At 64.1% G+C, this 12,801-nt stretch carries 10 protein-coding genes; 3 read left to right on the top strand and 7 right to left on the bottom strand.

Annotated features, from left to right (window positions below; translation table 11 throughout):
* Positions 1-26: 26 nt before the first annotated feature.
* From WDB88_RS04280 to WDB88_RS04255, 6 genes are all read right to left on the bottom strand, one after another.
* Positions 27-1,907 carry an extracellular solute-binding protein gene (locus WDB88_RS04280; RefSeq protein ID WP_339108967.1) on the bottom strand — a complete coding sequence of 627 codons (1,881 nt, stop codon included), beginning with the start codon at positions 1,905-1,907 and terminating at the stop codon, positions 27-29.
* Between the two features lie 259 nt (positions 1,908-2,166).
* Entirely contained in the window at positions 2,167-2,679 is a 513-nt protein-coding gene (locus WDB88_RS04275) for a cytochrome c family protein (RefSeq protein WP_339108966.1), read from the bottom strand.
* 117 nt (positions 2,680-2,796) lie between these two features.
* A complete protein-coding gene (locus WDB88_RS04270; RefSeq protein ID WP_339108965.1) occupies positions 2,797-4,902 on the bottom strand; it encodes a hypothetical protein in 2,106 nt (701 codons plus the stop codon).
* A complete protein-coding gene (locus WDB88_RS04265) occupies positions 4,902-7,646 on the bottom strand; it encodes a DUF4159 domain-containing protein (protein ID WP_339108964.1) in 2,745 nt (914 codons plus the stop codon). The genes WDB88_RS04270 and WDB88_RS04265 overlap by 1 nt, the downstream gene beginning before the upstream one ends.
* A complete protein-coding gene (locus tag WDB88_RS04260) occupies positions 7,646-8,554 on the bottom strand; it encodes a DUF58 domain-containing protein (protein WP_339109467.1) in 909 nt (302 codons plus the stop codon). The genes WDB88_RS04265 and WDB88_RS04260 overlap by 1 nt, the downstream gene beginning before the upstream one ends.
* Before the next feature lie 17 nt (positions 8,555-8,571).
* Positions 8,572-9,588, bottom strand: coding sequence for a MoxR family ATPase (locus WDB88_RS04255; protein WP_339108963.1), 1,017 nt, complete (start codon positions 9,586-9,588; stop codon positions 8,572-8,574).
* 78 nt (positions 9,589-9,666) lie between these two features.
* Between WDB88_RS04255 and WDB88_RS04250 the strand changes: the two genes are divergently transcribed.
* The 3 genes from WDB88_RS04250 to WDB88_RS04240 are packed head-to-tail and all read left to right on the top strand — an operon-like array spanning position 9,667 to position 11,868.
* Positions 9,667-10,254 carry a DUF1285 domain-containing protein gene (locus tag WDB88_RS04250; RefSeq protein WP_339108962.1) on the top strand — a complete coding sequence of 196 codons (588 nt, stop codon included), beginning with the start codon at positions 9,667-9,669 and terminating at the stop codon, positions 10,252-10,254.
* Positions 10,255-11,055, top strand: a complete 801-nt coding sequence (locus WDB88_RS04245) for a TIM barrel protein (RefSeq protein WP_339108961.1) — start codon at positions 10,255-10,257, stop codon at positions 11,053-11,055.
* A gap of 6 nt (positions 11,056-11,061) precedes the next feature.
* On the top strand, positions 11,062-11,868 hold the full coding sequence (locus WDB88_RS04240) for a glycosyl transferase (protein WP_339108960.1): 807 nt from the start codon (positions 11,062-11,064) through the stop codon (positions 11,866-11,868).
* Between the two features lie 3 nt (positions 11,869-11,871).
* On the opposite strand, the gene WDB88_RS04235 is transcribed toward WDB88_RS04240, so the two are convergent.
* Positions 11,872-12,792: a cation diffusion facilitator family transporter gene (locus tag WDB88_RS04235; RefSeq protein ID WP_339108959.1), complete on the bottom strand. Its 921-nt coding sequence runs from the start codon at positions 12,790-12,792 to the stop codon at positions 11,872-11,874.
* Positions 12,793-12,801: the final 9 nt, after the last annotated feature.

The raw sequence follows: 12,801 nt of genomic DNA, 5'->3' as shown, positions 1-12,801 counted from the left end.
CCTTTTCTGCCCGAGCCCCTGCGCGCTTACAGCGCGCCGGAGGCCTTCAGTTTTTCTGCTTTTGCGGCGTCATACCACCAGAAATCCATCTCGCCCAGCGAATAGGGCGGAAGGGTCTGGGGGTGATCGAAGATGTCATAATACGCAACCGTATAGGTGTTCTTGTACCATTGCGGCACCCAGAAGCGGATCGCCCGCAGCACACGGTCCAGCGCATGGACACGGGTCGTCAGCTCGTCTTCCGTCGTGGCCTGCTCGACCAGCGTGATCAGCTTGTCGACCGCCGGATTGGCCAGACCCATCGCGTTGAAGACATCTCCCACGGATTGCGACCCGAAATATTGCTGCAGATCCGACCCCGGTAGCAGATCCTGCCCGAAATGGCTGATCACCATATCGAAATCATGGCTGCGTTCGCGGCTTTGATATTGCGCGTCATCGACACGCTCGTTGACCGCCTCGATACCAAGCTGTTTGAGGTTCTCGACATAGGGGTTGATGACACGGTCCATCGACTGGCTGTCATTGAGAATGTCGATATGCAGCACCTTGCCATCCTTGCGGCGCAAACCGTCGCTGCCCACGGTCCAGCCCGCCTCTTCCAGAAGCTTCGCCGCCTGACGCAGGTTCTTGCGATCCAGCGCACGTTCACCCGATACGGGGGCCATCACCGCATCCTCCGTCAGCACCCCTTCGGGCAGATCGGCCTTCAGCGGCTCGAGGATTTTCAACTCTTCGGGGCTGGGCTTGCCAGTGGCCTCCAGCGGCGAATTCTCCCAGATCGAATTCACCCGCTCGTAAAGCCCGTGAAACAGCGTCTTATTGGACCATTCGAAGTTGAACGCCAGCCCAACGGCCTCACGCACCTTCGGGTCCTGAAACATGGGGCGGCGCATGTTCAACACGAAAGCCTGCCCCGAGGCCACATTCCCGTCGGGCAGTTCGGCCTTGACCACCGCCCCGCTTTTCACAGCAGGAAAGGTATAGCCTGTCGCCCAGCTATTGGACGACGCCTCGTTGCGGAACCTATAGATCCCCACTTTGAACGCCTCGAAAGCGGCGTTGTAATCACCGAAATACTCGATGCGCAGCTTGTCGAAATTGTTCCGCCCGCGATTGATCGGCAGGTCCTTGCCCCAGTAATCGGGATTGCGCTTCCATGTGATCGAGCGGTTGTTCTTATCGCTGTCATACATATAGGGGCCGGTGCCGACCAGCGCCTCGGGGAAGGTCTTGTCCAGCGTCAGATTGAGGCGCTCGAACTGCTTTTGCTCAAAGACGGGCAGCCCCCCCACCATCTGGATCACATCGCGGCGCGGCGCATCCTTGGTGAAGGTGTATTTGATCGTATGGTCATCCAGCACCTCGGCAGAGGCCACCTGCTGCGCCACAAGCTGACGGAAGCTCGACAGACCATAATCGCGCAGCTGCTCGAAGGAAAACAGCACATCCTGCGCCGTCATCGGCGTCCCGTCCGAGAAAGTGATGCCCTCGCGCAGATGGAAGATCACCCAGTCCTTGGACACAGGATATTCAAGTGTCGTGCACATCAGGCAATAGCTCTGCCCCACCGTATCGGAGGTGCCGGTCAGAATGCTTTCCTGCGGCACCGAAGCCAAGGCCGCAGCGCGGCCCTGCACCGAGTAGGGGTTGAAATTATCGAAGGCCCCGACCGTCCATTCCGACATCTCCCCCCCTTTCGGAGCCTCGGGGTTCACATAGTCGAGATGCTGGAAATCTGCGGGATATTTCAGATCATTCAGGGTCGAGATCCCATAGGCTTTCACCACGGTCTGACCACCGACCTGCGCGGCCCCCACCTCGCCCGCAACCTCTTGCGCCGCCGCCGGTCCGGCAAGCAGGGGGCTTGTGCATCCCAAAACGGCAATCATAGCAAAAGGCATCATATATCGCCGCGCTCCGCGCTCTTGCGGAACCGCCTCTACAGGCGCCTTTGTCATGTCATGCATTACCGTTCCTTTCACACAGGCTGGACCCCGTATAGGTAAAACTGCGAAAGGCCGCCTATCAAGTTGCTTCTGTGTGAAACACCTGTGAAGGCACGATTTTTCATGAGGATGCGCAGGATTGTGAAGCGGTGATGCAAAAAGAGCCACCCCCGAGGGCGGCTCTTGGAACGGTCTCTGCTTGGCGTGAAGGCCGCGGTTATTGCAGGCTTTCGATATAGGCGACCACATTGGCGCGGTCTTTGGCCTTTTTCAGACCGGCAAAGGTCATCTTGTTGCCCGGAGCGAAATCTTTGGGATTGGTCAGCCATGCATCCAGCGCCTCGTAATCCCATGTGCCGCCATGCCCCTGCAGCGCCTCGGAATAGGCGAAGCCATCGACACTGGCGATCTGGCGCCCGACCACGCCATCCAGATGCGGCCCCACAGCATTCGTGCCGTCAACCTTGTGGCAGGCCTTGCATTTATTGAAAACCTTGGCACCGGCGGCGGCATCCCCCTCGCCCATGACGACCTCGACCACATCCTCGGCCGGTGCCGCCGCACTGTCGCCGCCAATCAGACCACCGGGCGCATCGGTCATGCCCGCTGTCTGTGCATCATTGCCGCCCACAGTATAAAGCGCCTGCGCCGCCCAGCTTCCGACAAGAAAAAACAGCACAGCGCCCACCAGACCGAGGGCCGCTTTGAAGAGGTTAGAGAGTGTGAACATGGCTCATCCCGGGATGGATCATCGTCAGTAATTGCGACCATTTAATATCACCAAATGGTGAGCACTTTGACCGAGATCATGTTTTCGCTTTAAATCCGCATCTGCCGCAAGCCGGACCTATCCTGTCTGGCGACGGCGTCCCCGCCCTTCGTAAAGCCATGCCCCCACTGTCAAAAGTGCCGCCAGCACCAGCCATGCCCAAGCGGGGAGAACCGGCATCACACGGATATCGGCCACTTCGGACGCCCCGCGCGGCGTGATCCCGATCCAGCCCTGCCCGGCCGAGGGCCGGCCCTCGCGCACGCTGCGAATCTGCGGGATCCCCTCTTCCAGCCGCGTCACAGCCCCGCCAGAGCCCGCCACCGCCTGCGCCAGTGGTGCGCCCGAGGCAATGGTCTGCTCATATTCGCGCGGACTGGCCGGACCCAGCGCCACAACGCGGTCCATATCGCCCTGTTTCAGCCGGTACAGCCCCGCCTCGGACGCGGCCCATTGCGCGGTAAACCGCCCCGGTGCGGTTTCTTTCAGATCCACCTGCGCGGTCGTGCCATCGGGCCTGGTAATGGTGACAGGGCCGGTTTTCTCGGCCATGCTGCGACGGACAATGGTAAAGCCCATCGCGCCGGGCTGGACCTCGGCATACAGCGCCTCTTCCTCCAGCTCGGGCTCTTTCATCTCCCAATGGGCGATACGTTTGAGCAATTCCAGCTGCGGCCCGCCCCCGTCATAGCCGCGATCCCACAGCCATGCCTGATCGGATGCCAGAAGCGCCACCCGCCCCTTGCCTTCGCGGCTCATGACCAGAAGCGGCGCATCCTGCGCGCCCGTCAGCACGGTTTCGCCGCGCACATCGCCCAGTTCGATCTGGCGCAGCCAATGGCCCCAATGCTTGGTCCCGCCATCCTTCGCGGGATCGACCGGCGGCATCCCTGCCAGCCCCGCCGTCACCGGATGGCGCATCCCCAGCTTGGTCGGGCGCGGCAGATAGCTCTGCGAGAATACCCGCCCCGTAGGCCGTGCCGGCAGAATGTCCTTGAGCGGCGTCTGCCAGAGGCTTTCGACAGTGGCGAATTCCGGCCCCGCCGATACCAGAACCGCGCCGCCATCGCGCACATATTGCGCGATATTGGCAAAATAGCTTTGCGGCAGGATACCCCGCGCGGCATAGCGGTCAAAGATGATCAGATCGAAGTCATGGATCTTGTCAACGAACAGCTCGCGGGTCGGAAAGGCGATCAGCGACAGTTCCGACACCGGCACCCCGTCCTGCTTTTCTGGCGGGCGCAGAATGGTGAAATGCACCAGATCCACCGCAGCGTCCGATTTCAGCAGGTTCCGCCATGTACGCTCGCCCGCATGCGGCTCGCCCGACACCAGCAGCACGCGCAACCTGTCGCGCACTCCGTTCATCTGCACCACCGCATCGTTATTGCGGTCGGTCAGCTCGCCCGCGACCGGCGTCAGCGAGAACTGCACCACATTCTGCCCGCCGTGGTCCAGCACCAGCGGCAGCTCCAGATCCTCGCCCACATTCACCTGATAGCTTTGCGCGGCGGCCCCATCGATGGCAATCTTCAGCTCGGCCGTTTTGGGCGCCTTGTCAGGCACCTGCCCCATATCCTCGACCTTCAGCCGGATCGAGACGGGTTCTCCGATAATCCCGAAGCTCGGCGCGGACTGGATCACCAGACGGCGGTCCCAATCCGCCTTATGGCCCGTCAGCAGCACCTGAAGCGGCGCGGGCAGATCCGGCATCAGCCCCGCGTCATGCGCCTGCCCGTCGGTCACCATCAGCGCGCCCGCCACCCGTGCACGCGGCTCGGCGGCCAGCGCCTCGGACATAGCCGAGCCCAGCAGCGTGCCCGCATTCTCGGGCGCATCGCCCACCGTGATCCGGCGCAACTCCGTATTGGGCCGCGCCTCGATCTGGCGGGTCAGGCTGGCCACCGCCTTGTCGGTCTGTGCGCTACGATCCGACAGGTTCTGGCTGGCCGAGCGGTCGTCCAGCAGGAACACGATATCCGAAAGGCTTTTGCCCTCTTCCGTCTGGATCGACGGTTGGGCCAGCGCAAGAAGCAGCACCGCAAGCGCCATGCCCCGCAAGGCCCAGCCGCGCAGCCCCCGCCAGAGCGCGACCCCCACGGCCAACCCGCAGATCACGCCCGCCAGCACCAGACTCTCCCACGGCACCAAGGGTGCCCAGATCACCGAGAGGGTGTTCATTACTGACCAAGCCTTTCCAGAAGTGCGGGCACATGCACCTGATCGGATTTATAATTGCCGGTCAGCACATGCATAATAAGATTGACCCCGAACCGGCGCGCCATCTCGCGCTGCTGGTCCCCGCCCATGCCGCGCCCGACCGGCAGCAGCGGGTTGCCGCGCGCATCCACGGCCCAGGCCCCCGCCCAGTCATTGCCACCAATTACCACGGGCGTCACCCCGTCATTGAGATCACGGAACGGCATCCCCTCGGCCTGTGCGGCCTTGCCATCCGCCGCCTCGACCCAGACCGGCCCGTCATAGCGCCCGGGAAAGCTGGCCAGCAGATAGAAGGTCCGTGTCAGCACATGATCGGGCGGAATCTGTGTCAGCGGCGGAATATCGAGCGGCGCCGCCAGAGCCTTGAGCCGCTGCCCCTCGGGGGATTCGCCCATACCGGCGGTATCGGCATCGCGGGTATCGAACAGTATCATGCCGCCCCCCCGCAGAAAGCGGTTGAGCTTGGCATAGGCTTTGGGGCTGGGCGCGGGCTGGTCTGCTGTCACGGGCCAGTAGATAAAGGTGAAAAGCGCCAGATCATCGGTTTCCAGATTCAGCGCCATCGGTGTCGAGGGTTCGACGGTGGTGCGGGCATAAAGCGTGTCCGACAGCCCCTGAAGCCCCGCCTGCGCGATGCGGTCCACCTCGGCATCGCCGGTCACCACATGCGCCAGCACCACATTGGACGCGGCAGCAATCGCACGGTCAATCGGCATCTGGTCTTGCGCGCGGGCCTGCTGCCCCGCCAGCCCGCAAGCCAGCGCCACAACCGCCGCTCCGGCCAGATGCGTGGCCCGCGGCCCGCGCAGCCGCCCCGACAGCAGAAGCGAGGCCAGAATATCCACCACAAGCGCCAGCAGGGCCAGCCCGAGCAACGCGCCCTTCAGCGGCCGCGCAACCTGTGTCTGCGCCCCCTCGACGGGGATATCCGCAGGCCATATGGCGGGTGCCAGCCGCCGGTCCGGTGCCACGGCATTCAGGGCCACAGCGCGGTCATCGGCGGTATAAAGCCCCGGCTTCAGATCCGGCCCTGCCGGCCCTGCGGCCAGCGTCTCGCCTGCGACACCGCCGGCGTTTTCGGCGGTCGAAAGCCGCCCGAACCCGTCAATCAGCTTTTGCGGCACCCATGTCGTGCCCGCCAGCTCGCCCGGATCGGGCTGCGCAGGACGGCTGGAAATAGCAAGACGTTCAAGCATTTGCGGGAAAAGTCCGGAAAGCGGAAGGGTAGACCATTCGGCATCCGCCGCCACATGGAACAGCACAAGCTGCCCGTCCCCCAGTCTGGAACGGGTCACCAAAGGCGTCCCGTCAGCCAGCGCGGCAATGGTGCGTGAAGCCAGATCCGGTGCCGGATCGGCCATCACCTGCGCCTTCACGGTCACATCGGACGGCACCGCCAGCCCCTCGAAGGGCGAACCGGCGGGAAACGGCGCAAGCTGGCGTGGCTGTCCCCAGCTCATCGTCCCCCCGATCGAGCGCCCGCCCGCCCGCAGATGCACCGGCAGAAGGGGGTCGCCGCTCAGATCGGCCGCGGCCATATGCGGCCCCGCAAAGCGTACCAGCAACCCGCCCTCCTCGACCCATTCGGCCAGACGGTCAGGAGCGGAAATCTCGGCCATATCGGCCAGAATGATCACATCGGGATTGGCCACCAGCACATCGTCCAGAGTGCCCTCGATCAGATCGGCGGTGGGCTTGAGAGCCTCACGCAGATAATGGGCAGGGTCCAGCAGCTCCAGCCCCTCGCGCGAATTGGTGCCCGACACCAGCGCCACCTTGCGCCGCTTGACCGCATCATCGGTCAGGCTCACCGCCCCTGCGGAACGGAGGCCCACCACGGCAAAACGGCTCACACGATTGCGCAGCTCGGGCGGCAGATCAAAGAGCGCCACGCCTGCTGCCCCCGCCATCGTGACCGGCACACGGGCCAGTTCCCGCTCGATCCCGTTAGGGTCGAGCCCGATGGCCGCGACCTCGATGGTCGCGGTCAGCGGGGCTTGCGACCTGACCGGAACCTCGACGCCACTGTCCCTGATCCGCGCAGGCCCAAGCGCGATCACCGGCACCTGAGACTGCCAGACGGTCAGCGGCCCGCGCGCCTGCAAGGCCTGCACCAATGCCGCGCGTCCGGCGCGGTCCAGCCCGTCCGAAATCCAGAGCGTCTCGAATTTTCCCTTCGGCAGGATCTTCGCCGGTTCGATATCCTGCGGCTCCCATGCCATAGGCTGCACGCCCGCCAGCCCCTGCGCCACGGTCTCGGCGCTCAGGAATGGCGGCGGCTCGGGCGGCGGGTCACTCAGCGAAATCAGCGCCACGGGCCGCCCGTCGGCCTGTGCCTGCGCCAGGGCCTGCGAGATCCGGTCCTGACGGCGGCTCCAGTCGCGCGCCGAGGCCCAGCTGCCATCGGTCAGAATGACCAGCGGCCCCGATGCGCCCTGCACCGACATCACGGGATGCAGCACCGGCCCCGCAAAACCGACAATCGCGGCAGCAACCGCCAGCATCCTGAGCGCCATCAGCCACCACGGCGTGCGCGCAGCCTGCACTTCCTGATCGGACAGCCCCAGAAGCAGTGCCACACCGGGAAACCGGCGGCGCACTGGCGCGGGCGGCGTGGCGCGCAGCACAAGATACAGCACCGGCAGGGCGACCAGCCCCAGCAACAGCCAGGGGGCGGTAAACCCGACGGGTCCAAGACCCCACATCAGCGCCCCCTTTCCAGCGCGGCATGCAGCCAAAGAAGCGCCGATTGCGCCGTCTCGCCGGTATGATGGGTTCCAAACTGCCAGCCCGCGGCCCGTGCCATCCGGGCCAGCCTGTCGCGCCGCTCGGCCAGACGCAAGCGGTAGCGCGCACGCAGATCACCGGCCTTACGGGTCTCGTGGCGCAGGCTCCCCGCCATCGATTCAAAAATCGTGCGGCCATCAAAGGGGAAATCCTCCTCGACAGGGTCCAGCACCTGCAGCATTACCCCCGTCACGCCGCGCTCCGAAAGGCGCCGCAGGCTTTCGGCCATACGTTGCGGATCGCCCAGAAAATCCGACAGGAAAACCACCTTCGATTGCGCCCGCACGGCAGAGGTCTCGGGCACGCCGTAATCATCCACCGCACCGGCCTGCGACATCATCTGCGCCAGCGTCATGATCTGCCCGCGCCCCGGCTTGGGGGTCACCAAGGCCCCCGTCAGCCCCACCCGCTCGCCCGAGCGGACCGACAGAACCGCCAGCGCCAGCGCCAGAAGCCGCGCCCGCGCGCCTTTTTCCGGTCGGGCATTGCGGCCGGTCCCGGCCCCTGTAAACTGCATCGACGCGGCATCATCCACCCATAGATGCAGCGTCTGCGCCAGTTGCCATTCGCGCTCCCGCACGAACTGGCTGTCCGAACGACCCGACCGCCGCCAGTCGATAAACCGTGCCTCGTCGCCGCTATGGACAGGGCGGTATTGCCAGAATTCCTCGCCCGTTCCCGCACGGCGCTTGCCGTGAAAGCCCATCTGCACCGTGCGCGCAAGCTGTTCTGCCGCCAGAAGCAGGGGCGGCAATGTCGCCGCCTGCTGGTCGGCCTCGCGCCGCAAGCCCAGCACGGGAGCCTGCGAAACGGGCGCTTTTGTCATCGGAGCTTTGGAGGCGTTCACGCCGCAACCTCTTTCGCGGCTCTGGACGCCACCTCCTGCGCCACATCGGCAATGATCTGCGTCAGGTCGTCACCACGCGCCCGCGCCGAAAAACTCAGCGCCATGCGGTGCACAAGAATGGGCTCGGCCAAGGCCAGAACATCCTCGACCGAAGGGGCCAGACGTCCCTGCATCAGCGCCCGCGCCCGCACCGTCAGCATCAAGGCCTGTGCGGCCCGCGGACCAGGCCCCCAGGACAGTCTGTCCTGTACCAGCGCCGAGGCATCGGGCTCATTGGGGCGGCAGGCGCGCACCAGATCAAGGATCATCTCGACAACCGAAGCCCCCACCGGCATCTGCCGCACCAGATTTTGCGCGCGCAGCAGCTCGTCGGGGGTGAACACCTCATGCGCCTCGCCCAGTTCGGCCCCCGTCGTGGCCAGCAGGATCGCACGCTCGGTTTCACGGTCGGGATAGACCACATTCACCTGCACCAGAAAACGGTCAAGCTGCGCCTCGGGCAGCGGATAGGTGCCTTCTTGGTCAATCGGGTTCTGGGTGGCCAGCACATGGAAGGGGCGGCCCAGCGGACGGCTTTCTCCGGCAATCGAGACCTCCTGCTCCTGCATCGCCTGCAACAGCGCCGACTGGGTGCGGGGGCTGGCGCGGTTGATCTCGTCGGCCATCAGAAGCTGGCAGAACACCGGCCCTTCGAGGAAACGGAACGCCCGCGCCCCGTCGGGGGCGGTCTCCAGCACCTCCGAGCCCAGAATATCGGCGGGCATGAGGTCAGGCGTAAACTGGATGCGGCTCGATTTGAGCCCCATCACGGTGGACAGCGTATCCACCAGCATGGTCTTGCCCAGCCCCGGCAGCCCCAACAAAAGCGCATGCCCGCCCGACAGCATCGCCGCCAGAACCAGTTCCACCACGCGCTCCTGCCCGATGAAACGCTTATTGATCGATTCCCTTGCCGCCATCAGCTTTGCGCCAAGGGTTTCAATTTCAGCGACAAGATCGGTAGGCTCGGTCATGACAATGCTCCGCGAAAAGTATTACATATAGAAAACCAGATTACGCCTCAAAACCAAATAGCTAATTCAAAGGCCCGCATGACACAGACACACAAGCCCGTGAAGGCCCCCACCGCCGACGGGCTGGCAGCAGCGGCCCGTCAGGCCACGCAGAAAGGCCCGCCGCCCGTGCATCTCTGGAACCCGCCCTTCTGCGGCGATCTGGATATAGAAATCCGGCGTGACGGGACATGGTTCTACCTTGGCACCCCGATCGGGCGCGAGGCTCTGGTCAGGCTTTTCGCCTCGATCCTCAAGCGCGAAGGCGACGCGTATTTTCTGGTCACTCCGGTCGAGAAAGTGGGCATCCGCGTGGTCGATACCCCCTTTCTGGCCGTCGATGCCGACGTGACCGGCACCGGCGAGACGCAGCAGATCCGCTTTACCACCAATGTCGGCGATACGGTCACCGCCAATGCCGACCATCCGATCCGCGTCACTCTCGACGCGCAGGGAGAGCCCTCCCCCTATGTACATATCCGGCGCGGTCTGGAGGCGCTGATCGACAGGAAAACCTTCTACAGGCTGGTTGACCTCGCCCAAAGCGGGAAACATGGTGAAGAGGACTGGCTGGGGTTGTGGTCGGAAGGCCGATTCTTCCCCATCATCCCCATGGCGGAGCTTTGAATGCCGAAATTTGCAGCCGATCTGGATCATCTCTTCTCTGACCGTCCGCTCATGACCCGGTTCTCTGCCGCGAAATCTGCCGGTTTCGATGCCGTCGAAATGCGCAGCCCCTATGATGCAGCGGCCCCCGATCTGCGCTATCAGCTGGTGATGAACGACCTGTTCTGGACCGGGCTGGACGCTCCGCCACCCAACTATACCGGCGGTCTGCCGGGCTATGCGGGGGTCGCGGGCCAAGAAGACCGCTTCCTGCGCGATCTCAAGCGGGCCCTGCGGGTGGCCGACGTGCTGAAATCCGGCTTCCTGACACTGCTGGCGGGACCCGAGGCGCAGATCGGCACCCTGATCGGCAATCTCAAGGCCGCCTGCAAAGCCCATCCGAAAGCGCGTTTCATGATCACCCCAGAGGGGGCGGGCAGCCTGCTGCCCGATCTGGCAAGCTGTGCCCATGTGCTTGCGGAAGTCGGCGGCAAAAACCTGTTACTGGCCGCTGATCTGCGCAGCCCCCTTGCTTCCGGCGAAGACCCGATTGCATGGATCACACCCTACCTGCCGCAACTTGGCCATCTCTGGCTGGCAGGGGCCGATGGGCACGAACCTGCGGGCGAGTCCCTTGATCTGGCGGGGCTTTGCGCCCATCTCGACGCGGGCGGTTATTCCGGCTATGTCTGCGCCAACTATACGCCGCGCGAGACCACCGAAGGCGGGCTTGCATGGCTGAGGCGCATCATAGGGGACACTCCCTCCGAGGAGCCCGCCCCCAAGAAGACACGGGGGCGACCCCGCAAGGCGAAAGGCTGAATTGCCATGATCAAGCAGGTGATCTGCATCAACTGGGGCACCAAATACGGTCCGCCCTTCATCAATCGCCTGTACGCTATGGTCGCGCGCAATATCACGCCGCCCTTCACCTTCACCTGCTTTTGCGACAACCCCGAGGGCATCCGCCCCGAGGTGAAAACCGAGCCCCTGCCCGAGATTCCGGTTGAAATCCCGAAGACCCGCAAGGGCATCTGGCCCAAGGCGCGCCTTTGGGGGCCGAAGCTGGGCAGCCTGACGGGCAATGTGCTGTTTCTGGATCTGGATCTGGTGATCACCGGATCGCTGGACGATCTCTTTACCTATGGCGACCCTGATGGCGTGGTGCTGTCGCGCAACCCCGCCAAACCCTTCGAGCGGCTGGGCCAGACCTCCTGCTTCCGCTTTCCGGTGGGCAAGCTCCTGCCCCTGCAAGAGACATTCTGTGCCGATCCTTTGGGCGTGGCCGAGGAATATGTCTATGAGCAGCGCTTTGTGACCCGTAATGCGCCGGGCGGCATCGACCTTTTCCCGAAGAACTGGGTGCAGCATTTCCGCTATCAATGCCTGCCGGTCTTCCCGCTGAACTGGGTGATGCCCGCGCGCAAACATCCCGATGCCCGCGTGGTGATCTTTCCGGGCGGGGTCTACCCGCAGACCGCCATCGAGGGCGGCTGGCAGGGGCGCGAGGGGTTTACCCTGCGCGACCATCTTGCCAATTTCCCCAACCGCCCCGAGAACGAGGGCTCGGCCTTCCGCTATCTGCGCCACTTCATGAAGCCTACGCCGTGGATCAAAGAGGCGTGGCGCGAATAGCACTCAGGCAGGGTGGGGATCGGGGCGGGCATCCGCACAGCCCAAAGCCGGGCTTTCGGGTTCAAGCGTCACATGGGCCAAGCCGAACCGTTCGACCAGCATCGCCTTGGCCCGCGCGATAACGGGCGCATATTCCACCCCTTCGGCCAGCACGATATGCGCCTCGCAAGAGGTACGCTTTTCATCGATCTGCCACAGATGCACATGATGGACCCCCGTCACGCCCTCGATCTGGCCCAAGGCTTCCTTGATCTCGGCGCTATCACGCGCGGCGGGCGCGCCCAGCATCAGGATGCTGGTGACGGGTTTCAGATCCGCGAAAATATGCCACAGAATGAAGACCGAGATCAGCACCGTCAGGATCGGGTCCACCAGCCGCCAGTCCCAGATCAGGATCACCGCACCGCCGATGATCACCGCAACCGAGGCCCCCGCATCCGCCAGATTATGCAGGAAGGCCGCGCGGATATTCAGGCTGTCTTTCGAGAGCTTGAAGGTCAGCGCAGCGGTGCCCAGATCAACGATCAGCGCCAGCCCTGCCAGAATCAGAACGGTCCAGCCCTCGACCTCGGGCGGGTCGATCATGCGCCCCACCGCCTCGGCCAGCAGCCAGATCGAGATCAGGATCAGTGCGATATAATTGGTGAAAGCGGCCAGCACCTCGGCACGAGACCAGCCGAAGGTCATACGCGCATCATGGCCCCGCCGCGCCAGCCTGCGCGCGCCAAAGGCAAGGATCAACGCCGCCGCATCCGAGAAGTTATGCACCCCGTCGGCCACCAGCGCCATCGAGCCTGCCAGCGCCCCGCCCACGACCTGTGCAACCGTCAGCGCCATATTGATCGCCACCGCCCAGACCACGGCACGGTCACCGCTGTTCGGGTCCAGATGATGGTGGTGGTGATGGTGGTGATCATGCGGCATGGGTGGCCT

The organism is Thioclava sp. GXIMD4216 (assembly GCF_037949285.1).
In the GTDB taxonomy this organism is placed as follows: domain Bacteria; phylum Pseudomonadota; class Alphaproteobacteria; order Rhodobacterales; family Rhodobacteraceae; genus Thioclava; species Thioclava litoralis.
The sequence above is the reverse complement of the archived record's forward strand: the minus strand, read 5'-3'. Positions and strand labels throughout refer to the sequence as shown.

What these genes read in the sequence shown, in the direction of transcription:
- WDB88_RS04245 (WP_339108961.1), top strand. Translation starts at nt 10,255, where the DNA reads ATGCCGAAATTTGCAGCCGATCTGGATCATCTCTTCTCTGACCGTCCG.
- WDB88_RS04255 (WP_339108963.1), bottom strand. Translation starts at nt 9,588, where the DNA reads ATGACCGAGCCTACCGATCTTGTCGCTGAAATTGAAACCCTTGGCGCA.
- WDB88_RS04265 (WP_339108964.1), bottom strand. Translation starts at nt 7,646, where the DNA reads ATGTGGGGTCTTGGACCCGTCGGGTTTACCGCCCCCTGGCTGTTGCTG.
- WDB88_RS04250 (WP_339108962.1), top strand. Translation starts at nt 9,667, where the DNA reads ATGACACAGACACACAAGCCCGTGAAGGCCCCCACCGCCGACGGGCTG.
- WDB88_RS04280 (WP_339108967.1), bottom strand. Translation starts at nt 1,907, where the DNA reads ATGATGCCTTTTGCTATGATTGCCGTTTTGGGATGCACAAGCCCCCTG.
- WDB88_RS04235 (WP_339108959.1), bottom strand. Translation starts at nt 12,792, where the DNA reads ATGCCGCATGATCACCACCATCACCACCACCATCATCTGGACCCGAAC.
- WDB88_RS04275 (WP_339108966.1), bottom strand. Translation starts at nt 2,679, where the DNA reads ATGTTCACACTCTCTAACCTCTTCAAAGCGGCCCTCGGTCTGGTGGGC.
- WDB88_RS04270 (WP_339108965.1), bottom strand. Translation starts at nt 4,902, where the DNA reads ATGAACACCCTCTCGGTGATCTGGGCACCCTTGGTGCCGTGGGAGAGT.
- WDB88_RS04260 (WP_339109467.1), bottom strand. Translation starts at nt 8,554, where the DNA reads ATGACAAAAGCGCCCGTTTCGCAGGCTCCCGTGCTGGGCTTGCGGCGC.
- WDB88_RS04240 (WP_339108960.1), top strand. Translation starts at nt 11,062, where the DNA reads ATGATCAAGCAGGTGATCTGCATCAACTGGGGCACCAAATACGGTCCG.